Source organism: Pseudomonas sp. FW507-12TSA, from assembly GCF_058781435.1.
On sequence record NZ_JBYSWT010000034.1, the window covers coordinates 1 to 20,607 of the forward strand.

At 66.9% G+C, this 20,607-nt stretch carries 18 protein-coding genes; 15 read left to right on the top strand and 3 right to left on the bottom strand.

Features of this window, described 5'->3' with window-relative positions; genetic code table 11:
• Window positions 1-6: 6 nt before the first annotated feature.
• Window positions 7-666, bottom strand: coding sequence for a pentapeptide repeat-containing protein (locus AC3WK8_RS26250; protein ID WP_103326258.1), 660 nt, complete (start codon window positions 664-666; stop codon window positions 7-9).
• A gap of 78 nt (window positions 667-744) precedes the next feature.
• Window positions 745-2,640, bottom strand: a complete 1,896-nt coding sequence (gene exaA / locus AC3WK8_RS26255) for a quinoprotein ethanol dehydrogenase (protein ID WP_103326259.1) — start codon at window positions 2,638-2,640, stop codon at window positions 745-747.
• A 253-nt stretch (window positions 2,641-2,893) separates the two neighbouring features.
• Here exaA and pedF point away from each other — a divergent pair, with 253 nt between their 5' ends.
• The 14 genes from pedF (at window position 2,894) to AC3WK8_RS26325 (ending at window position 19,405) form a co-directional block, all read left to right on the top strand.
• A complete protein-coding gene (gene pedF / locus AC3WK8_RS26260; protein ID WP_016967318.1) occupies window positions 2,894-3,355 on the top strand; it encodes a cytochrome c-550 PedF in 462 nt (153 codons plus the stop codon).
• A gap of 5 nt (window positions 3,356-3,360) precedes the next feature.
• Entirely contained in the window at window positions 3,361-4,236 is an 876-nt protein-coding gene (locus AC3WK8_RS26265) for a substrate-binding periplasmic protein (RefSeq protein WP_103326260.1), read from the top strand.
• 8 nt (window positions 4,237-4,244) lie between these two features.
• Window positions 4,245-5,009 carry a quinoprotein dehydrogenase-associated SoxYZ-like carrier gene (locus AC3WK8_RS26270; RefSeq protein WP_015635018.1) on the top strand — a complete coding sequence of 255 codons (765 nt, stop codon included), beginning with the start codon at window positions 4,245-4,247 and terminating at the stop codon, window positions 5,007-5,009.
• A gap of 35 nt (window positions 5,010-5,044) precedes the next feature.
• Window positions 5,045-5,974, top strand: coding sequence for a quinoprotein relay system zinc metallohydrolase 1 (locus AC3WK8_RS26275; RefSeq protein WP_103326261.1), 930 nt, complete (start codon window positions 5,045-5,047; stop codon window positions 5,972-5,974).
• Between the two features lie 310 nt (window positions 5,975-6,284).
• Window positions 6,285-8,045: a PQQ-dependent alcohol dehydrogenase PedH gene (gene pedH / locus AC3WK8_RS26280; RefSeq protein WP_103326262.1), complete on the top strand. Its 1,761-nt coding sequence runs from the start codon at window positions 6,285-6,287 to the stop codon at window positions 8,043-8,045.
• A gap of 135 nt (window positions 8,046-8,180) precedes the next feature.
• Window positions 8,181-9,701, top strand: coding sequence for an acetaldehyde dehydrogenase ExaC (gene exaC / locus AC3WK8_RS26285; RefSeq protein ID WP_103326263.1), 1,521 nt, complete (start codon window positions 8,181-8,183; stop codon window positions 9,699-9,701).
• Between the two features lie 201 nt (window positions 9,702-9,902).
• Window positions 9,903-9,974: a pyrroloquinoline quinone precursor peptide PqqA gene (gene pqqA / locus AC3WK8_RS26290; RefSeq protein WP_011060521.1), complete on the top strand. Its 72-nt coding sequence runs from the start codon at window positions 9,903-9,905 to the stop codon at window positions 9,972-9,974.
• A 59-nt stretch (window positions 9,975-10,033) separates the two neighbouring features.
• Entirely contained in the window at window positions 10,034-10,948 is a 915-nt protein-coding gene (gene pqqB, locus AC3WK8_RS26295) for a pyrroloquinoline quinone biosynthesis protein PqqB (RefSeq protein ID WP_022643639.1), read from the top strand.
• A gap of 229 nt (window positions 10,949-11,177) precedes the next feature.
• On the top strand, window positions 11,178-12,341 hold the full coding sequence (gene ercA, locus AC3WK8_RS26300) for an alcohol dehydrogenase-like regulatory protein ErcA (RefSeq protein WP_085596434.1): 1,164 nt from the start codon (window positions 11,178-11,180) through the stop codon (window positions 12,339-12,341).
• Window positions 12,325-14,064: a PAS domain-containing hybrid sensor histidine kinase/response regulator gene (locus AC3WK8_RS26305; RefSeq protein ID WP_103326264.1), complete on the top strand. Its 1,740-nt coding sequence runs from the start codon at window positions 12,325-12,327 to the stop codon at window positions 14,062-14,064. The genes ercA and AC3WK8_RS26305 overlap by 17 nt, the downstream gene beginning before the upstream one ends.
• A 98-nt stretch (window positions 14,065-14,162) precedes the next feature.
• Entirely contained in the window at window positions 14,163-14,981 is an 819-nt protein-coding gene (locus AC3WK8_RS26310; protein WP_103326265.1) for a VanW family protein, read from the top strand.
• 189 nt (window positions 14,982-15,170) lie between these two features.
• A complete protein-coding gene (locus AC3WK8_RS26315; protein WP_103326266.1) occupies window positions 15,171-15,839 on the top strand; it encodes an ABC transporter ATP-binding protein in 669 nt (222 codons plus the stop codon).
• A 1-nt stretch (window position 15,840) separates the two neighbouring features.
• Window positions 15,841-18,318 (top strand): ABC transporter permease, encoded by a 2,478-nt coding sequence (locus AC3WK8_RS26320; RefSeq protein WP_103326267.1) that lies wholly within the window; start codon window positions 15,841-15,843, stop codon window positions 18,316-18,318.
• On the top strand, window positions 18,308-19,405 hold the full coding sequence (locus AC3WK8_RS26325; RefSeq protein ID WP_103326268.1) for a lipocalin-like domain-containing protein: 1,098 nt from the start codon (window positions 18,308-18,310) through the stop codon (window positions 19,403-19,405). The genes AC3WK8_RS26320 and AC3WK8_RS26325 overlap by 11 nt, the downstream gene beginning before the upstream one ends.
• 282 nt (window positions 19,406-19,687) lie before the next feature.
• On the opposite strand, the gene AC3WK8_RS26330 is transcribed toward AC3WK8_RS26325, so the two are convergent.
• On the bottom strand, window positions 19,688-20,074 hold the full coding sequence (locus AC3WK8_RS26330; RefSeq protein WP_103326269.1) for a hypothetical protein: 387 nt from the start codon (window positions 20,072-20,074) through the stop codon (window positions 19,688-19,690).
• A gap of 140 nt (window positions 20,075-20,214) precedes the next feature.
• Here AC3WK8_RS26330 and AC3WK8_RS26335 point away from each other — a divergent pair, with 140 nt between their 5' ends.
• Window positions 20,215-20,604, top strand: coding sequence for a hypothetical protein (locus tag AC3WK8_RS26335; protein WP_256592386.1), 390 nt, complete (start codon window positions 20,215-20,217; stop codon window positions 20,602-20,604).
• Window positions 20,605-20,607: the final 3 nt, after the last annotated feature.

A 20,607-nucleotide genomic window follows, 5' to 3' on the forward strand; every position in this document is an offset into this window, starting at 1 on the left:
GTCCCCTTACTTATCCCACGTCCCCGGACACCCCTGGCAGCCCTCCATATTGGCATCCTGGAAATTCCCATAATGCTGCCGCGCCCCGCGCAGGTCGGCGCGTTCCAGATTGCTCTCGCCAAACTTCGCCTCCTGCAGATTGGCATCACTCAGATCGGCCCCTTGCAGATCCGCCTTGCTCAACCAGGCCATCTCCAGGTCCGCCGCCCGCAGTTTGGCCTGGTGCAGCTTGGCCCCGGACAGGCGGGCAAATTGCAGGTAGGCCGCGCTGAGGTCGGCTTTTTCGAATTGCGCGCCCTGGGCAAACAGACCCCAGCCCTGGATCGCCATCAGCTTGGCGTCGGTAAAGTCCGCCAGCCGCAGGTTGCTCTGTTGCAGGCTGGCGCGGGTCAGGTTGGCGCCTTGCAGGCGGGCCTTTTCCAGGTTGGCCAGGTCCAGTTGGGCGTGGCGCAGGTCGGCGCCGGAGAGGTCGGCGCCGGCCAGGTTCATCTTGCGCAGGTCCTGGTTGGCCAGGTTGGCGCCACGCAGGTTGGCGCCGGGGCATTGGCTGGCTTCGGCGATCAGGCAGCCGTTGACGGTCAGCGGTACATCGTTGCCGTCGTCGTCGACATTCATTGCCAAGGCGGGGGAGAGGCCCAACAGCAGGGCCAGGGGCAGGTAGTTCATGGTGCGGTTCTCCAGGCTGGAGTGAAGGCGGGTGTGGCGAGGGAGCGGGCTCCCTCGCCACAGACAAGGCGGGGATGATCAGCGCTGGGCGGTCTTGTTATCCCAGCTCGGGATCTTGAACACCCAGAACGAGCCGCCTTGGGCCACCGGCTTGGTCAGTTCGGCCATGTCGCCGCCCCACAACGGCACCGCGCCGCCGTAGCCCACGGTCACGCCGATGTATTGCTCGCCATCCTGTTCCCAGGTGATGGGCGGCGAGACGATGCCGCTGCCGGTCTGGAATTTCCACAGCTCCTTGCCGGTCTTGGCGTCGAAGGCCTTGAAGAAGCCGTCGCCGGTGCCGGTGAACACCAGGTTGCCCTTGGTCGCCAGGACCCCGGCCCACAGCGGCAGGTGTTCCTTGTGCTCCCAGACCAGCTTGCCGGTGGTCGGGTCCATGGCGCGCAGGGTGCCGACGTGGTCGTCGTACATGCGCTTGATACGGAACCCCATCCCCAGGTAGGCCGAGCCTTTCTTGTAGTTCACTTCCTCGGTCCAGTACTCCTCCTTCCACTGGTTGCCGGGGATGTAGAACAGCCCGGTGTCCTGGCTGTAGGCCATGGGGTTCCAGTTCTTGCCACCCAGGAACGGCGGCGAGACTTCCACCGGCTTGCCCTTGGTTTCACCCGGCAGCGGCTTGGCCGGACGCTGGCCTTCGTTTTCCACCGGGCGCCCGGTCTTGAGGTCGATGTGGCTGGCCCAGGTGATGTTGTCGACGAAGGGGAAGGCGTTCTGCAGTTTGCCGTTGTTGCGGTCCACCACGTAGAAGAAGCCGTTGCGGTCGGCGTGGCCGGTGGCCTTGACCACCTTGCCGTCCTTGCCCTTGTAGTCGAACAGCACCAGTTCGTTGTTGCCGGAGAAGTCCCAGGCGTCGTTCGGCGTGTGCTGGTAGAACCATTTCACTTCGCCGGTGCTCGGGTCGACGCCGACCTGGCCCGAGGTGTACAGGCTGTCGTAGTCGTGGGGGTTGCCGTCCTTGGCGGTGCGCGCCCAGGTGTTCCACGGCCCGGGGTTGCCGGCGCCGACGATGATGGTGTTGGTTTCGGCATCGAAGCTGGCGCTCTGCCAAGGGGCGCCGCCGCCGTGGCTCCAGGCTTCGACCTTGCCGGTTTCGGTGGTCTTGTCGTCGGGCCAGGACGGCGCCTTGACGTCGCCGGTGGGGGTGCTGTCCTTGCCGTTCAGGCGGCCCATGTGGCCTTCGACGAAGGGCCGCATCCACACCTCTTCGCCGGTCTCCGGGTCGCGGGCGAACAGCTGGCCGACCACGCCGAATTCATCGCCCGAGCTGCCGTGGATCAGCAGCACCTTGCCGCTGGTCTTGTCCTTGATCAGCACCGGGGCGCCGGTCATGGTGTAGCCGGCGCTGTGGTCGCCGAACTTCTTGTTCCACACCACCTTGCCGGTGTTCTTGTCCAGGGCGATGACCCGGGCGTCGAGGGTGCCGAAGTAGATCTTGTCGCCGTAGATCGCCGCGCCGCGGTTGACCACGTCGCAGCACGGGCGAATGTTGTCCGGCAGGCGGTGGTTGTAGGTCCACAGGCGCTTGCCGGTCTTGGCGTCCAGGGCGAACACCCGGGAGTAGGAGCCGGTGACGTAGACCACGCCGTCGCTGACGATGGCCTGGGATTCCTGGCCGCGTTGCTTCTCGTCGCCGAAGGAGTAGGACCAGGCCGGGGTCAGCTTGAACACGTTCTTGTCGTTGACCTGGGCCAGGGGGCTCCAGCGCTGGGCGTTGGTGCCCATGCCGTACTGCAGCACGTCCTTGGTGGTCAGGTGGTCGTTGGCGATGTCTTCCCAGGTCACGTTCTTGCCGGCAGGTGCCGACGGGGCGGTGGCCGCTGTGGCCGCCGCGCCCAGGGACAGGCTGCCGGCCAGCAGCAGGGCCTGGACGGCAAGGCTCAGGGGGGAGAGGGCGGGTAGCGATCTTATTGTCATGGTTGCAGTTCCCAGTGGAGGTTTTGGCCTGACTAGGGTCTGCCCCGGGGTGGGTGTTGAGATACGGAAAAAGTCCCGCCCTTGCCGGGAATAGTTCCCGGGCGGCACCTGATTTAGGCCCGCGCCACAAGCCCTACTACCAAGGGAGTAGAGCGCGACCACCAAAGCAGCATACGGCCGCCCGCCGGCTGTTTCTAAGATGGCGCCATGGCCTCTGTAGCGAGGTCTTGCGTGCAATCTTGAGGGCATAACAATGACAACAAAACGCAACGCCTTGCTCGCGGTAGGGCTGCTGACCGGTGCCTTGGCCACCGGTGCTGTATGGGCCCATGGCAACGTGGTGCCCCAGGCGGTGGAAACCAAGGGCCTGACGCCGATCAAGGACGCCGGGGTGAGCGTCGATGGCGACGGCTGGGCTTCGGTCAACCCGTACCGCACCTCGCCCGAGCACGACAAGGCGGTGGAAATCGGCGCCTCGGCCTACAACCAGAACTGCGCCGCCTGCCATGGCCTGGAAGCCAAGTCCGGCGGTATCGCTCCAGACCTGCGCATGCTCGACGCCGGCGAAGCCGGGGATGAATGGTTCGTCGAACGGGTGCGCCACGGCGCGGTGCGCGATGGCCGGGTGTACATGCCGAAGATGGCCGACTACCTGAGCCAGGAAGCCCTGTGGGCGGTGCGCACCTACCTGGACAGCGTGCGCGTCGAGGAGTGATCGCCATGGGCCGCTTCGCCCTGTTCCTGGCTGGCCTGCTGCTGTGTTGCGCCACGGCCCAGGCCGAGGTGCGCAACTACGACACGATGATCGCCTCCGGTGAACTGAAGGTGGCGGTGTACCAGGATTTTGCCCCCTACAGCTTCGAGGACCAGGGCCAGCCCCGGGGTGTCGATGTGGAGCTGGCGCAAGCCCTGGCCGAGGCCCTGGGGGTGCGCCTGCAACTGATCTGGGCGCCCCCGGGGGAGAAACTCGACGACGATTTGCGCGACTACATCTGGCGCGGCAGCCCGCTGCGCCACCAGCAGTTGGCCGACCTGATGATGCGCGTGCCCTACGACCACGACTACGCGCAAAAGCGCAACGAACTGGGGGAGCTGGCCAACGATCACGTGGTGATGTTCGGCCCCTATCAGGAGGAGCGCTGGCAGGTGGCATTCGACCGCCGCCGGCTGGATTCGGTGGCCAGTGTCGCGGTGTTCCAGGAACACCCCATTGGCGTCGAAGTGGACAGTGTGCCGTCGTTCTACCTGACCTCGGTGTTCAACGGCATGCTCAGTGCCAAGACCCACCATTACCCCAGCGTGCAACAGGCGTTCGGCGCCTTGCGGGCCGGGCAGGTGGACGCGGTGATGGCCATGCGCGGCGAGATCGACTGGCAGTTGCATAAGGCCGGCGACCCGCAACTGGCCCTGGCGGAAAACGCCTACCCGAACATGGGCAAGCAGGTGTGGGAGATCGGCATGGCGGTGCATGAAAGCAACCGCCAGCTGGCCTATGCCGTGGAAGAGGCCCTGGAAGGGTTGATCCGCGACGGTCGCCTGCAGGCGCTGTACGCCCGTTATGGCCTGCGTTACGAGGTCCCACAGATGTATCAATAGGAGCTGCGATGAACTGGCGAGCGACCTGTCTGCTGGCGTGCTGGCTGCCCTTGGCGACCCCGGCGCTGGCCGCCGATCCGCAGGCCCCGGACCCGGTGCCTTCGGTGATGTGGGCCTTCTACCACAAGCAATTGCTGGGGGACGCGGCGTTCGTCTTCGATGACCGGGTCAAGCTGCTGGCGCCGCCCTTTGCCGAGGATGCGCGGCAGGTGCCCCTGGAAATCGACGCCCGGGCCTTCAGCGGCGACGTGGTGCGTATCCTCGCCTGGGCCGAGCTCAACCCCTTGCCGCGCATTGTCGATTTCGAACCGGGGGAGCGAGTGCTGCCGTGGCTGTCGATCCGCATCCGCATCGAGCAGGCCACGCCGCTGCGCGCCGCAGTGCTGACCCGCGATGGCCTGTGGCACGTGGGCTCGACCCTGATCGATGCCGCAGGTGGCGGCTGCACCGCCCCCAGCGTGGTGCGCACCCAGCCCGGCTGGGAAGAGCACATCGGCGAAGTGCTGGGCGGGCGTTACCCCCGGGGGGATGTCAGCCGCCTGCGCCTGCAGGTGTCCCATCCGATGGACAACGGCCTGGTCAGCGGCATTCCCGAGTTCTTCCTCAACCACGCCGAATTGCGCGACCAGAACGATCAGCGCCTGGCCAGCCTCGAACTGTTCCCGGCGGTCAGCGAAAACCCCAACCTGGGGTTCGATATCCAGGGGCCGGGGCAGACCCGCTTGCTGTTGCGCGACAACAGCGGCAACCAGTTCGAGGCCAGGCTGCCCTGACCGCATCCTTTGACCCACCCGAGCCGAGGCGCGCCATGCGTTGGATCCTGCTGTTGCTGCTGTGCCTGGGCCTGCCGGCCCGGGCCGACCTGGACTATCAACTCAAGCCCCGGCAGATCGCCGCGGGCACCTGGCTGCTGGAAGGCAGCACCGACAATTTCGCCAAGGCCAATGGCGGCAACATCGTCAACACCGGCTTCATCGTCACCGACAGCGGGGTGGTGGTGATCGACAGCGGGCCGTCGAAACGCTACGGCGAAGCCTTGCGCCGGGCGATTGCCGCCACCACCGACAAGCCGGTGATCCAGTTGCTGCTGACCCACCATCACCCCGACCATGTGCTGGGCAACCAGGCCTTTGGCGATGTGCCCATCGGCGCCCTGGCCGGCACCAGCGACCTGCTGCGCCAGCAGGGCGAGGGCATGGCCGAGAACATGTACCGCATGGTCGGCGACTGGATGCGCGGCACCGAGGTGGTGCTGCCGACCCAGGTGCTTGAGCCCGGGGTGCTTGAGGTGGGCGGGCATCGCTTGCGCTTGCTGGGCCTGAGTGGGCACACCGGCGCTGATCTGGCGATTCTCGATGAGAACACCGGGGTGCTGTTTGCCGGTGACCTGGTGTTCTACCAGCGCGCGCTGACCACCCCCAACAGCCCGGGGCTCGGGGTCTGGCTCAAGGACCTGGACACCTTGCAGGCCCTGCCATGGAAGCTGATCGTGCCTGGCCATGGCCCGGTGGCCAGCGATACCGCGCCCTTTGCCCAGATGCGCGACTACCTGGGCTGGCTGGACGGGTTGATGCGCGACGGCGCGGCCCAGGGCGACGACATGGCGGAGATGATCCGCCGCCCGATCCCCGAGCGTTTTGCCGGCATCAGCCTGACCCGCTACGAGCTGATCCGCAGCGTCAGCCACCTGTACCCGCGCTACGAGCGCCAGCGCCTGCAACGCCTCGACGGCCACTGATCCCGTGGCGAGGGCGCTTGCTCCCGCTCGACCGCATAGCGGCCGCAAAACCTGAATTCGTGATCCTGGCAGGAACGGGGTGGCAGCCATGGGGGGCGGCTGGGCCACCCGGCGGGAGCACGCTCCCTTGCCACCTCCGCGGGAGGGCTGCTTGCCGCTTGTAGCTTGCTGCTGGCCGCTGCTCTTCTTCTACCAAGGAACTAGAAAACTCCGCACTGCGGGCAATTGTTGGCAGGCAGGCCGGGACCAAGAATTCCGGGCAGACCGGGAAAATTTCCCGGGAACAACAATAACCGCCGAGGTAGCCGTCATGACCCAACCCCCACGTCGTCCCTTTTTCGCCGTGAGCCTGGTGCTCAGCGCCATGCTGCTGTCCAGCGCGGCCCTGGCCGCCGTCACCGATGAAGAGATCCTCCAGGACCCGAAGAACCCGCAGCAGATCGTCACCAACGGCCTGGGCGTCCAGGGCCAGCGCTACAGCCCGCTGGACCTGCTCAACGTTGATAACGTCAAGGAGCTGCGGCCGGTCTGGGCCTTCTCCTTCGGCGGCGAGAAGCAGCGCGGCCAGCAGGCCCAGCCCCTGATCAAGGACGGGGTGATGTACATGACCGGCTCCTACTCGCGGGTGTTCGCGGTGGACGCGCGCACCGGCAAGAAGCTCTGGCAGTACGACGCGCGCCTGCCGGACGACATCCGCCCGTGCTGCGACGTGATCAACCGCGGCGTGGCGCTGTACGGCGACCTGGTGTTCTTCGGCACCCTGGACGCCAAGCTGGTGGCCCTGAACAAGGACACCGGCAAGGTGGTGTGGAGCAAGAAGGTCGCCGACCACAAAGAGGGTTACTCCATCAGCGCGGCGCCGATGATGGTCAACGGCAAGCTGATCACCGGGGTCGCCGGCGGCGAGTTCGGCGTGGTCGGCAAGATCCAGGCCTACGACCCGAAAAACGGCGAGCTGCTGTGGATGCGCCCCACCGTGGAAGGCCACATGGGCTACGTGTACAAGGACGGCAAGGCCATCGAGAACGGCATTTCCGGTGGCGAGGCGGGCAAGACCTGGCCGGGTGACCTGTGGAAGACCGGTGGCGCGGCGCCGTGGCTTGGCGGCTACTACGACCCGGAAACCAACCTGCTGCTGTTCGGCACCGGCAACCCGGCGCCGTGGAACTCCCACCTGCGCCCTGGCGACAACCTGTATTCCTCGTCGCGCCTGGCCCTGAACCCGGACGACGGCACCATCAAGTGGCACTTCCAGAGCACCCCCCACGACGGCTGGGACTTCGACGGCGTCAACGAGCTGATCTCCTTCAACTACAAGGAAGGCGGCAAGGAGATCAAGGCCGCCGCCACCGCCGACCGCAACGGCTTCTTCTACGTGCTCGATCGCACCAACGGCAAATTCATCCGCGGCTTCCCCTTTGTCGACAAGATCACCTGGGCCACCGGCCTGGATAAGAACGGCCGGCCGATCTACAACGAGGCCAGCCGCCCTGGCGCCCCGGGTAGCGAAGCCAAGGGCAGCTCGGTGTTCGTCGCCCCGGCCTTCCTCGGCGCCAAGAACTGGATGCCCATGGCCTACAACCGCGACACCGGGCTGTTCTATGTGCCGTCCAACGAATGGGGCATGGACATCTGGAACGAAGGCATCGCCTACAAGAAGGGCGCGGCGTTCCTCGGCGCGGGCTTCACCATCAAGCCGCTGAACGAGGATTACATCGGCGTGCTGCGGGCCATCGACCCCATCAGCGGCAAGGAAGTCTGGCGCCACAAGAACTTCGCGCCGCTGTGGGGCGGGGTGCTGACCACCAAGGGCAACCTGGTGTTCACCGGCACGCCTGAGGGCTTCCTCCAGGCGTTCAACGCCAAGACCGGCGAGAAGGTCTGGGAATTCCAGACCGGCTCCGGGGTCCTGGGCTCGCCCGTGACCTGGGAAATGGACGGCGAGCAGTACGTCTCGGTGCTCTCCGGCTGGGGCGGCGCGGTGCCGCTGTGGGGAGGCGAAGTGGCCAAGCGGGTCAAGGACTTCAACCAGGGCGGCATGCTCTGGACCTTCAAGCTGCCCAAGACCTAAAAGCTTGCCGCTGCTGTTCTACGACCAAATGACGAGAGCCCTTGCTGCCAACGATGCATTCGTCTGGCACCAGGGGCTCTCTACCATCGAGCCATCGCCTGTCGTGGGACAGGCATCGACCCGCAGAGGCCCAGCATGATCTACGCACAACCCGGAACCCCAGGCGCCATCGTGTCCTTCAAGCCGCGCTACGGCAATTTCATCGGTGGCCAGTTCGTGCCGCCGGTGGCCGGCCAGTACTTCACCAACACTTCGCCGGTCAATGGCCAGGTGATCGCCGAGTTCCCCCGTTCCACGGCCGAAGACATCGACAAGGCTTTGGACGCCGCCCATGCCGCGGCTGAGGCCTGGGGCAAGACCAGCGTCCAGGAACGCTCGTTGATCCTGCTGAAGATCGCCGATCGCATCGAGCAGAACCTGGAGCTGCTGGCGGTCAGCGAGACCTGGGACAACGGCAAGGCGGTGCGCGAGACCCTAAACGCCGACGTGCCCCTGGCCGCCGACCATTTCCGTTATTTCGCCGGTTGCATCCGCGCCCAGGAAGGCGGCGCTGCAGAGATCAACGAACTGACCACCGCCTACCACTTCCATGAACCGTTGGGCGTGGTGGGGCAGATCATCCCGTGGAACTTCCCGCTGCTGATGGCCGCCTGGAAGCTGGCCCCGGCCCTGGCCGCCGGCAACTGCGTGGTGCTCAAGCCTGCCGAGCAGACGCCGCTGTCGATCATGATCTTCGCCGAGCTGGTGGCCGACCTGCTGCCGGCCGGCGTGCTGAACATCGTCCAGGGTTTTGGTCGCGAGGCCGGCGAGGCCCTGGCCACCAGCCAGCGCATCGCCAAGATCGCCTTCACCGGCTCGACCCCGGTGGGCTCGCACATCATGAAATGCGCTGCCGAGAACATCATCCCGTCCACCGTGGAACTGGGCGGCAAGTCGCCGAACATCTTCTTCGCAGACATCATGCAGGCCGAGCCCAAGTTCATCGAGAAGGCCGCCGAGGGCCTGGTGCTGGCGTTCTTCAACCAGGGCGAGGTCTGCACCTGCCCATCCCGGGCCCTGGTGCAGGAGTCGATCTACGAGCCGTTCATGGCCGAGGTGTTGAAGAAGATCAAGCAGATCAAGCGCGGCAACCCGCTGGACACCGAAACCATGGTCGGCGCCCAGGCGTCCCGGCAGCAGTACGAGAAGATCCTCTCCTACCTGCAGATCGCCCAGGAGGAGGGCGCCCAGCTGTTGACCGGCGGCGCCGTCGAACCCCTGGCGGGCGACCTTGCCAGCGGCTACTACATCCAGCCGACCCTGCTCAGGGGGCATAACCAGATGCGCGTGTTCCAGGAAGAGATCTTCGGCCCGGTGGTAGGGGTGACCACCTTCAAGGACGAGGCCGAGGCCCTGGCGATCGCCAACGACAGCGAGTTCGGCCTCGGGGCCGGGGTCTGGACCCGCGACATCAACCGCGCCTACCGCATGGGCCGGGCGATCAAGGCTGGTCGCGTGTGGACCAACTGCTATCACCTGTACCCGGCCCATGCGGCATTCGGTGGCTACAAAAAGTCCGGCGTGGGCCGCGAGACCCACAAGATGATGCTCGACCACTACCAGCAGACCAAGAACCTTCTGGTGAGCTACGACATCAATCCGCTGGGCTTCTTCTAGGCAGCGGCAAGCGGCAAGCTTCAAGCGACCCATGCGTGCCTTTTTCGCTCCTATCTTGCCGCTTGTAGCTTGTAACTTGTAGCTGCCCCTACCCCTACCAAGGCATCCGCCAACCGGTGCCAAAGTAGCATTCGGACTTGCCGAACACCGTGCATTAATGCGGTTACCGGAATCCCCCGGCACGACAAGAGGATCGACCCCATGTGGCATAAACCCGCCTACACCGACCTGCGCATCGGCTTCGAAGTGACCATGTACTTCGCCAATCGCTGAGCCGTTCCGCTCCGGTCGCTACGGGTGGCGACCGGAGTCTTCTGTCTTCGGAGCACTCCATGCATATCCGCATCCTCGGTTCCGCAGCGGGCGGCGGTTTTCCGCAGTGGAACTGCAACTGCCGCAACTGCGCCGGTGTGCGCAATGCCAGCCTGCGGGCCCGGCCGCGCACGCAATCGTCCATCGCCCTGAGCGACAACGGCGTGGACTGGATCCTGTGCAACGCCTCGCCGGACATCCGCGTGCAACTGGCGTCTTTTCCTCCCTTGCAACCGGCACGGCAACTGCGGGACTCGGCGCTGGCCGGGGTGATCCTGCTGGACAGCCAGATCGACCATTGCACTGGCCTGCTCAGCCTGCGCGAGGGCTGCCCGCATCAGGTCTGGTGTACCGAGATGGTGCACCAGGACCTGTGCAGCGGTTTCCCGCTGTTCAACATGCTCAGCCACTGGAACGGCGGCCTGGCCTGGCAGCCGATCCACCTCGATGGCCGCACCTTCAGCGTACCGGCCTGCCCGGACCTGCTGCTGCGGGCCATTGTCCTGCGCAGCAGTGCGCCGCCGTATTCGCCCCATCGCGGCAACCCCCATCCGGGGGACAACATCGGCCTGTTCGTCGAGGACCGGCGCAGCGGCGCCAGCCTGTTCTACGCCCCGGGTCTGGGCCAGGTGGACCAGGCCCTGCTGGAGTGGATGGGCCGCGCCGACTGCCTGCTGGTGGACGGCACCCTGTGGCGCGATGACGAGATGCGCCAGTGCGGGGTCGGCGACAAGCTCGGCAGCGAGATGGGCCACCTGGCGCAAAGCGGCCCCGGCGGCATGCTCGAGGTACTGGAGGCGTTTCCAAGGGCGCGCAAGGTGCTGATCCACATCAACAACACCAACCCGATCCTCGACGAAGACTCCGCCGAGCATGCCCAATTGCTGCGCCGTGGCATCGAAGTGGCCCACGACGGCATGGACCTGCACCTGTAGCCGCTGCCGAGCCCGCGAGGCTGCGACCGGGTGCGCAGCGCCCGTAAACCGGGCGGCGCGGTGCACCCGGCCGATCGCACCACCTGATCGGGCGACCCGTGCCGGGCCGTGTACAGTCTGCGGCAGCGGCTACACGAGGGCGGTAGGGGCACCATGGTCGGATTGCATTCGCCCGGCGATGCTTTAGGCTGGCGTTCTTTCCAGAACAATAAGAAAACAGGCTTTTGCCATGGGCCAGAATCTCAGTCTGCTGCGCAAGTTCGTCTCCCCGGAAATCATCTTTGGCGCCGGTTGCCGGCATAACGTCGGCAACTATGCGAAGACCTTCGGTGCGCGCAAGGTCCTGGTGGTCAGCGACCCCGGGGTGATCGCCGCCGGCTGGGTCGCCGATGTCCTGGCCAGCCTCCAGGCCCAGGGCGTGGAGCACTGCCTGTACAGCGCGGTGTCGCCCAACCCGCGGGTGGAGGAGGTGATGCAGGGCGCCGAGGTCTACCGGGAGAATGCCTGCGACGTGATCGTCGCCGTCGGCGGCGGTAGCCCCATGGATTGCGGCAAGGGCATCGGTATCGTGGTGGCCCACGGGCGCAGCATCCTGGAGTTCGAGGGGGTGGACATGCTCCGCATGCCCAGCCCGCCATTGATCATGATTCCCACCACCGCCGGGACCTCGGCGGATGTCTCGCAGTTCGTCATCATCTCCAACCAGCAGGAACGGATGAAGTTCTCCATCGTCAGCAAGGCGGTGGTCCCCGATGTGTCGCTGATCGATCCGCAAACCACCCAGGGCATGGACCCGTTCCTCTCCGCCTGTACCGGCATCGACGCCCTGGTGCATGCCATCGAGGCGTTCGTCTCCACCGGTCACGGCCCGCTCACCGACCCCCATGCCCTGGAGGCCATGCGCCTGATCAACGGCAACCTGGTGCAGATGATCGCCAACCCGCAGGACATCGCCCTGCGCGAGAAGATCATGCTTGGCAGCATGCAGGCCGGGCTGGCGTTTTCCAACGCGATCCTCGGCGCGGTGCATGCCATGTCCCACAGCCTCGGCGGCTTCCTCGACCTGCCTCACGGGCTGTGCAACGCGGTGCTGGTGGAGCACGTGGTGGCGTTCAACTACAGCTCGGCACCGGAGCGCTTCAAGGTGATCGCCGAGACCTTCGGCATCGACTGTCGCGGCCTCAACCAGCAGCAGATCTGCCGGCGCCTGGTGGACCACCTGATCGCGCTCAAGCAGGCCATCGGCTTCCACGAAACGTTGGGCCTGCATGGGGTCAGCAGCAGCGATATCCCGTTCCTGTCGCGCCATGCGATGGACGACCCGTGCATCCTCACCAATCCCCGGGAGTCGAGCCAGCGCGATGTCGAGGTGGTCTATGGCGAGGCCCTCTGATGAACAGCAACGGGCCCTGGCCGGGCTGCTGGGCCTGGGCAATCACTCGGCGCGCAAGAGTCACTACCCGGAGCTGGCCGCACGCCTGGAAGACCTGGAAACCGAGCGCAACCGCTACAAATGGCTGTTCGAGCACGCCGTGCACGGGATCTTCCAGGCCAGCCTGCAGGCCGGCATGCGCGCCGCCAACCCGGCCCTGGCGCGCATGCTGGGTTACCAGGACCCCCAGGAAGTGCTGTTCTCGCTGGCCGACCTGGCCGGCAACTTGTTCGTCGGCGGCGCCCAGGAGCTGGAGGCCATCGGCGAGCAGTTGCAACGCGAGCGCAGCTTGCTAGGCTACGAGACCCAACTGCGGCGCAAGGACGGTAGCAGCATCGACGTGCTGATGAACCTGCTGCTCAAGCCCGATGAAGCCGGGCTGGTGGAGGGTTTCGTCGCCGATATCACCGAGCGCAAGCTGGCCCAGCAACGCCTGGAGCAACTCAATGACCAGCTCGAACAACGGGTGGCCGCGCGCACCGATGAACTGCTGGACGCCAACCGCGAGTTGCAACAGCAGATCCTGCGGCGCGAGCGCAGCGAACGGGAAGCGCGGGAGGCGCGGGATGCCGCCGAGGCTGCCAACCGCAGCAAGGACAAGTACCTGGCCGCCGCCAGCCACGACCTGCTGCAACCCTTGAATGCCGCGCGCTTGCTGATCTCCACCCTGCGCGAGCGCCAGTTGCCCAGTGCCGAGCAACTGTTGGTGGAGCGCACCCACCAGGCCCTGGAGGGCGCCGAGGACCTGCTCACCGACCTGCTGGATATCTCCCGCCTGGACCAGGCGGCGGTCAAGCCCGATCCGGCGACTTATCGCCTGGATGAAATCCTCGCGCCACTGGTGTCCGAGTTCCAATCGGTCGCTGAGGCCGCTGGCCTGGAGTTGCGGGTGCGCCTGGGGGACTACGCGCTGTTCACCGACCTGCGGTTGCTGACACGGATCCTGCGCAACCTGTTGAGCAATGCCTGTCGCTACACCGAGCGCGGCAGCATCCTGCTGGCGGCGCGGCGTCGGGGCGAGCACCTGCGGCTGGAGATCTGGGACACCGGGCGCGGGATTGCCGCCGACCGCCTGGAGTCGATCTTCCTCGAGTTCAACCAGCTGGACGTGGGCCGCGCCGCCGATCGCAAGGGGGTCGGCCTGGGGCTGGCGATCGTCGAGCGCATCGCCCGCATCCTCGGCTACCGGGTGCAGGTGCATTCGCGTCCGGGCCATGGTTCGCGGTTCATCATCGAGGTGCCCCTGGCCGCTCGTATACCGCTGCCCATCGGCCAGCAAGTGCCACAGCCAAGCACCGGCAACCCGCTGCCCGGGCGCCGGCTGCTGGTGCTGGACAATGAGCTGAGCATCCTGGACAGCATGGCCGCGTTGCTGGGGCAGTGGGGGTGCCAGGTCGTCACCGCCACTGACCAGGCGGCGGCGCTGGAGGCGTTGCAGGGCCGGGCGCCGGAGCTGATCCTGGCGGACTTCCACCTGGATCACGGCATCACCGGGTGCGAGGTGGTGCGCCAGTTGCGCGAGCACTTCGGCCTGCCACTGCCGGCGGTGATCATCACCGCCGACCGCAGCGACCAGTGCCGGCGGGCCTTGCAGCAATTGGGCGCGCCGCTGCTCAACAAACCGGTGAAGCCAGGCAAGCTGCGTGCTGCCTTGAGCCAATTGCTGGGGCAGGGCAGCACCTAAGGGCCGGACTCCCGGCTAGTGGGGCGGCGGACTTGCGGCTAAGATGCCGCTCTTTTTTTCAAGGACGAAGCCGGCCCTGGGCTGGCCCATACCCATCGATGAAGCCGTTGTCTTCGTACCACCCGTTGTTGTACTGGCTGCGCGTGCGCCAGAAGCGCCTGGCGCGCAGCCTGGCCTGGCGTTTTTCCGGCCGGCGTTATGCGCGGCCCGTAGCCGACAGCCCGCGCTTGCCTTATCGCTATATCAAGCACACCTCCAAGCTGATCCGCACCCTGGGCGATTGCGACCTGGCCCTGCAGCACAACAAGGTGATCAATCTCAGGCTGGCGGTGGCTTGCATCGATGGGGTGCGCATCGGCCCGGGGGAGTATTTTTCCTTCTGCCAGCTGGTGGGCCGGCCCAGTCGCGCGCGGGGGTTCGTCGAGGGCATGGAGCTGTCGTTCGGCGAGGCGCGCAGCGGTATCGGCGGGGGCATCTGCCAGCTGAGCAACCTGATCCACTGGATGGCGATCCACTCGCCGTTGCAAGTGGTGGAGCGGGCGAACCACAGCTTCGACCCGTTTCCCGACGAGGGCCGGGTGCTGCCTTTCGGCTCCGGCGCGGCGATCTTCTACAACTACATCGACCTGGTGCTGCACAACCCCGGGCCGCACGCCTTCCAGCTCAAGCTGCATGTCGGCGCGCACCAGCTCGAGGGCGAACTGTTGTGCGAGCAACCGCGCGGCTACCGCTACCACGTCTACCAGCAGGGCCATCGTTTCGTCCGCGAGGGTGGTCGGGTGTTTCGCGAGAACCAGATCTGGCGCGACATCCGCACCAAGGGCCAGGACTGCGAGCTGGTGCGCCAGGAATGCCTGTATCGCAACCGGGTGGTGGTCAAGTACCCGGTGGCCGACGACTTGCTGGAGCAAGCCTGACGCTGCCGGCGTGGCCTTGCGCCCGCTACGACCGCTACGCTTTATAGCCGCTGTCGAGCCGGCGAGGCTGCGAGCGGCTGCGCAGCGGCCGTAACCCGGCCCGTACCGATCTTCCAGGGATGTGTTACACACGACGCGGTGGCTGTTTTATCCTTGGCCCCTTCACTGGCCCAAGGACGAACCCCCGCGATGCTCGAAGTGCAAGGCGTGTTCAAGAGCTATGCCACACCCCAGGGGCCCCTGGCGGTGTTGCAGGGCGTCGACCTGCAGTTGGAGCAGGGCGCCAGCCTGGCGTTGATGGGCGAATCCGGCAGTGGCAAGAGCACCTTGCTGCACCTGATCGCCGGCCTGGACCGGCTCGACGCCGGGCGCATCCGCGTCGGCCAGCGCCAGTTGCAGGAGCTGAGTGAAGCGCAGCTGGCCAGCTGGCGGCGCACCGAGGTCGGCCTGGTGTTCCAGCAGTTCAACCTCATCAGCAGCCTGCGGGTCGAGGACAACCTGGGCTTCCAGGCGCGCCTGGCTGGGCGCTTCGACCCGGCCTGGCAGGCCCACCTGGCGGCGCGCCTGGGCCTGGGGGAGCTCTTGCGGCGCTATCCCGAGCAACTCTCCGGTGGCCAGCAGCAACGGGTGGCCCTGGGCCGCGCGCTGGCCGCCAGGCCACCCTTGCTACTGGCCGACGAACCCACCGGCAGCCTCGACGAAGCCACCAGCGATGAAGTCCTGCAGCTGTTGCTGGAGCTGCTGGCGGACAGCCCCACCAGCCTGCTGATGGTCACCCACAGCCAGCGGGTCGCCAGCCGCCTGCAACGTACCGTGGTCCTGCACCACGGGCGCCTGGCCGCCACGGACGAGGCCTGAGATGCGAGTCTTCGGCACGGCGCTGTGGGCGCTGCTGAGCCATTGGCGCCAGCACCCGGTGCAGTTCTTCAGCGTGCTGACCGGACTGTGGCTGGCCACCAGCCTGCTGACCGGCGTGCTGGCGCTCAATAGCCAGGCCCGCGACAGCTATGCCCGGGCCAGCCGCCTGATCGGCGGCGAGCCCCAGGCCAGCCTGGCCACCGCCGGCGGCGGCAGCTTCCCCCAGCAGTGGTTCGCCGACCTGCGCCGGGCCGGCTGGCCGGTCTCGCCGGTGCTCCAGGGCCGGGTGCAGCTCGAAGGACAGGACGCCGCCCTGCAGCTGATGGGCATCGAACCGGTGTCGCTGCCCAATGGCGCGGCCATTGCCGGACAGGTCCTGGACTTGCGCCAGATCGCCGAATTCTTCAGCCCGCCGGGGCGGACCTGGGTCGCGCCGCAGACCCTGGCCAGCCTTGGCTACCATGAGGGGCAGCAGCCCCGGACCGAGGATGGCCAACGCCTGCCACCGCTCCAGGCGCGGGCGGACATGGCCCCGGGCCTGCTATTGATGGACATCGGTTTCGCCCAGCCATTGCTGGGCCAGCCAGGCCAGCTCAGCCGCCTGCTGCTGGCCAGGGACTTCGCCGACCAGGCGCCGCCCCTGCCCACGGCGCTGGCCGGGCAACTGGTGCTGCGCCAGGGCGATGCCCAGGGCGACCTGGCGCGGTTGACCGAGAGTTTCCACCTGAACCTGGATGCCCTGGGGTTCTTGTCCTTCGTGGTGGGTTTGTTCATCGTCCACGCCGCCATCGGCCTGGCCCTGGAGCAACGCCGCGGCCTGTTGCGTACCCTGCGGGCCTGCGGGGTCAGCGCCCGACAACTGATTGCCTGCCTGGGCCTCGAACTCGCCGGCCTGGCGCTGCTGGGCGGGGTGGCGGGGGTGATCAGCGGCTACCTGCTGGCTGGCGCCTTGCTGCCCGATGTCGCTGCCAGCCTGCGCGGCCTGTATGGCGCCCAGGTGCCCGGGCAACTGAGCTTGAGCCCCTGGTGGTGGTTCAGCGGCATTGGCCTGGCTTTGCTCGGCGCCTTGCTCGCCGGTGCCGCCAGCCTGCTGCGGGCGGCGCGCCTGCCATTGCTGGCCCTGGCCGCCCCCCAGGCCTGGCACCAGGCCCATGCCCGTTGGCTGCGGCGCCAGGGCCGGGTGACGATCTGCGCGGCATTGACCGGCTTGGCGGCCTGGTACTGGGGCAACAGCCTGGCCAGTGGGTTCGTGTTGCTGGCGGCGCTGTTGCTGGCCGCGGCCCTGGGCTTGCCGGTGCTGCTCAATGCCTTGCTGGGGGCCTTGCTCGGGCGCCGGCACGGGGCGTTGGGGCAATGGTTCCTGGCCGATTGCCGGCAGCAGTTGCCGGCCCTGAGCCTGGCGCTGATGGCGTTGCTGCTGGCCCTGGCGGCGAACGTCGGCGCCGGCAGCATGACCGCGGGCTTTCGCCAGACCTTCGGCGACTGGTTGGAGCAGCGCCTGAGCGCCGATCTGTATATCAACCCGCGGGACGCGCAACAGGCCCGGCAACTGCAACGCTGGCTGGCCGAACAGCCCGGGGTGCAAGCGAGCCTGCCGGTGTGGCAGGTACCGTTGCAGGTCCAGGGCTGGCCGGCGGATTTGTATGGGGTGATCGACCATCCGGCTTATCGCCAGCATTGGCCGTTGCTGGAAGCCGAGGGCGAGCGGCCCTGGGACCGGCTGGCCAGCGAGGATGGCCTGATGCTCAGCGAGCAATTGGCCAGGCGCCTGGACCTGCGCCCGGGGGACCACCTGCCGTTGCCGGTGCCCGGCGGGCAATGGGCGCCGCGGGTGCTGGGGATCTACGCCGACTATGGCAACCCCAAGGGGCATCTGCTGGTGAACGCCGGGCACCTGTTGCAACACTGGCCAGGGCTGGCGCCGAACCGCTTCAACCTGCGCCTGGAGCCAGGCACGCGCGCAGCGCTGATCCAGACGCTGCAACAACGCTGGCAACTGGACGACAGCCGGATCGTCGACCAGGCCCGGCTCAAGGGCTGGTCGCTGAAGGTCTTCGAGCGCACCTTCGCCGCCACCGCCGCCCTCAACAGCCTGACCCTGGGGGTGTCCGCCGTGGCCTTGTTCATCAGCCTGCTGACCCAGAGCCAGAGTCGCCTGGGCCAGTTGGCGCCGCTCTGGGCCCTGGGCGTGGGCCGGCGCCAGTTGGCGCTGCTCAACCTGGGCCAGACCTGGCTGCTGGCCTTGCTGACCCTGGTCCTGGCGTTGCCCCTGGGGATCCTCCTGGCCTGGTGCCTGGATACCGTGATCAACGTCCAGGCCTTCGGCTGGCGCCTGCCGTTGCGGGTATTCCCCGGGCAACTGATGCAGCTGTTGGGGCTGGCCATGCTGGCCACCTTGCTGGCCTCGGCCTGGCCGTTGCTGCGCCTGTACCGGGCGCAACCGGCAGACTTGCTACGCAGCTTCGCCCATGAAGATTGAACGCCCGTGGCGCTGTCGGCTCCTGGCCTGGACCCTGGCGCTGCCCCTGGGACTGGCCGGCTGCGACCAGGGCGCCGAAGCGCCCCAGGGGTTTGCCGGGCTGGGTAACGAGGCGGCGCAATTCACCCCGGTGCGGCCGGGGCGGACCTTCAGCTTCCCGGACGATCATGGCGCCCACGATGGTTTTCGCATCGAGTGGTGGTACCTCACGGCCGACCTCAGCGATGCCCAGGGCCGGCGTTTCGGCGTGCAGTGGACGCTGTTTCGCAGCGCCTTGCGTGCCGAGCCGGAGCAGGCCGGCTGGGGCGCGCCGCTGGTCTGGCTGGGGCATGCAGCGGCCACTTCGGCCAACAGCCACCAGGCGGCCGAGCGATTCGCCCGGGGCGGCGTCGGCCAGGCCGGGGTCAGCGTGCAACCGTTTGCGGCCTGGATCGACGACTGGAGCCTGACCAGCCTCGCGCAGGCCGGCGACCCCCTGGCGCAGATGCAGGTACAGGCCCATGGGCCGGGGTTCGCCTATCGCCTGCAGTTGTCCGGCAAGGGCCCGCTGGTGCTCCAGGGGCAGGGCGGCTACAGCCGCAAGTCCGATCAGGGCCAGGCTTCCTACTACTACAGCCAGCCGTTCTTCCAGGCCTCGGGCGAATTGCAGATCGATGGCCAGCGCCACCAGGTCAGCGGCCCGGCCTGGCTCGACCGGGAGTGGAGCAGCCAGCCCCTGGCGGCCGGGCAGAGTGGTTGGGACTGGTTCTCCTTGCACCTGGACAGCGGCGAGCGGCTGATGCTGTTCCGGGTCCGCGAGGAGGCCGGCACGCCCTATGTCACCGGTACCTGGATCGACGTCGACGGCCATGGCCAGAGCCTGGACCGGCAGGCGATCCGCCTCACCGCGCAAGAGTATTCCGAGGTCGCCGGCAAGCGTGTGCCCACCACCTGGCGCCTGGAGATTCCCGGCAAGGGCCTGGACATACAGGCGCGAGCGCTCAACCCCCAGTCGTGGATGAACCTGAGCGTGCCCTATTGGGAAGGGCCGATCGATTTCAGTGGCAGCCATGGGGGGCGAGGTTATCTGGAGATGACCGGATACTGAGATGGCCATTAGCGAATTTCAGCGACAGGGGTGTGAAACGTCCTGATCGTGTATGGGACATTTCCTCTATGCAGTTTTATTCAGAATCAGTCCTCGGATTTTCCTGAGCAGTTGCACTAGAATGCGTACCGTTCGCCCGGTGCAAGGGCTCTTTACCGGTGCAAGGATTGCCAAGGCCAGAGCACTGGGCGAACACTCCCTCCCCATCGCGTCCTGCGAGCTGCTTGCTGCCCACCCACTTCTCGATCCTCGCCAATGGCGCTGGTGTCTTGTGCCTGGCGCTCAGAGCATGAGCGGGTGCAGCGCCACATCGCTGGAATCGATCTCGACCCACCGTGGGCACACTCCGGGATCGCCGCGTACCTCCAGCAGGACGATGGACTGGCCGATAGCCAGGGCGGCCGCACCATCTTCATCCACCCCCAGCAATTGCCCGCAGACCCGCAAGCCCTGGGCGCTCCAGCCCAGGCCGGGTTGCTGGCGCGAGGCGGCGTGCAGGTTGCGCCCGCACTCGAACACATCGTCCAGGCTGATTTCCACTTCGTGCACGCTGGCCAGCACCGGGGGCGTCCCTGGCCAGCGCCCGCGGCCTTCGCCCAGGGCGCAGTTGAAGCCGACCCACAGGCCGCCGGGCATATGCGGGTACAAGGCGGTGAGGGTGATACGCATGGGCAGGGTTTCCGTCGCTCGGCAGATGACTGGCGCCAAGGCTGCCGCAGCCGGGCCAGGCTGGCAAGGCGGCGATGGTTTTGCTTGCGCGGGCCAGGCCCGTTCAACAGAATGCGCCCCTTGCCCGAGCCCACAGGGGCATGGACGCTATTGGAGATCCGGGATTGATCTGGTTGCAACGTTTCTTGATGTCGGTCGGTGTGCTGGCGCTGGTACTGCTTGGCCTGATGCTGGCCAAGATGGAGTTCGCCCCGACGCCGCCCCTGGCCCTGGCCAACCACCCCGGGGCCCAGTGGCAGGGCGCCGCCGATGGCGGTTACTTCGTCGAGATCACCCGCGCCGAGCCGCCGATGTTCTTCGTCCAGGTGCGCCATGCCAGCGGCGACCTGTGGGATGAAGGCTGGGTGCGCTACGAAGATGGCGACGGCGGCCCGCTGACCGCCGACAAGGTGCTGGCTTTTGATGGCGATGCGGTGATCTACCTGCAACAGCGCAAGGTCCTGGCCTCGCAGAAGTCCATCGCCCGCTAGCGC

Excerpts from the sequence above, each read along its gene's own strand:
- AC3WK8_RS26250 (WP_103326258.1), bottom strand. The coding sequence starts at position 666 with ATGAACTACCTGCCCCTGGCCCTGCTGTTGGGCCTCTCCCCCGCCTTG.
- exaA (WP_103326259.1), bottom strand. The coding sequence starts at position 2,640 with ATGACAATAAGATCGCTACCCGCCCTCTCCCCCCTGAGCCTTGCCGTC.
- pedF (WP_016967318.1), top strand. The coding sequence starts at position 2,894 with ATGACAACAAAACGCAACGCCTTGCTCGCGGTAGGGCTGCTGACCGGT.
- AC3WK8_RS26265 (WP_103326260.1), top strand. The coding sequence starts at position 3,361 with ATGGGCCGCTTCGCCCTGTTCCTGGCTGGCCTGCTGCTGTGTTGCGCC.
- AC3WK8_RS26270 (WP_015635018.1), top strand. The coding sequence starts at position 4,245 with ATGAACTGGCGAGCGACCTGTCTGCTGGCGTGCTGGCTGCCCTTGGCG.
- AC3WK8_RS26275 (WP_103326261.1), top strand. The coding sequence starts at position 5,045 with ATGCGTTGGATCCTGCTGTTGCTGCTGTGCCTGGGCCTGCCGGCCCGG.
- pedH (WP_103326262.1), top strand. The coding sequence starts at position 6,285 with ATGACCCAACCCCCACGTCGTCCCTTTTTCGCCGTGAGCCTGGTGCTC.
- exaC (WP_103326263.1), top strand. The coding sequence starts at position 8,181 with ATGATCTACGCACAACCCGGAACCCCAGGCGCCATCGTGTCCTTCAAG.
- pqqB (WP_022643639.1), top strand. The coding sequence starts at position 10,034 with ATGCATATCCGCATCCTCGGTTCCGCAGCGGGCGGCGGTTTTCCGCAG.
- ercA (WP_085596434.1), top strand. The coding sequence starts at position 11,178 with ATGGGCCAGAATCTCAGTCTGCTGCGCAAGTTCGTCTCCCCGGAAATC.
- AC3WK8_RS26305 (WP_103326264.1), top strand. The coding sequence starts at position 12,325 with ATGGCGAGGCCCTCTGATGAACAGCAACGGGCCCTGGCCGGGCTGCTG.
- AC3WK8_RS26310 (WP_103326265.1), top strand. The coding sequence starts at position 14,163 with ATGAAGCCGTTGTCTTCGTACCACCCGTTGTTGTACTGGCTGCGCGTG.
- AC3WK8_RS26315 (WP_103326266.1), top strand. The coding sequence starts at position 15,171 with ATGCTCGAAGTGCAAGGCGTGTTCAAGAGCTATGCCACACCCCAGGGG.
- AC3WK8_RS26320 (WP_103326267.1), top strand. The coding sequence starts at position 15,841 with ATGCGAGTCTTCGGCACGGCGCTGTGGGCGCTGCTGAGCCATTGGCGC.
- AC3WK8_RS26325 (WP_103326268.1), top strand. The coding sequence starts at position 18,308 with ATGAAGATTGAACGCCCGTGGCGCTGTCGGCTCCTGGCCTGGACCCTG.
- AC3WK8_RS26330 (WP_103326269.1), bottom strand. The coding sequence starts at position 20,074 with ATGCGTATCACCCTCACCGCCTTGTACCCGCATATGCCCGGCGGCCTG.
- AC3WK8_RS26335 (WP_256592386.1), top strand. The coding sequence starts at position 20,215 with ATGGACGCTATTGGAGATCCGGGATTGATCTGGTTGCAACGTTTCTTG.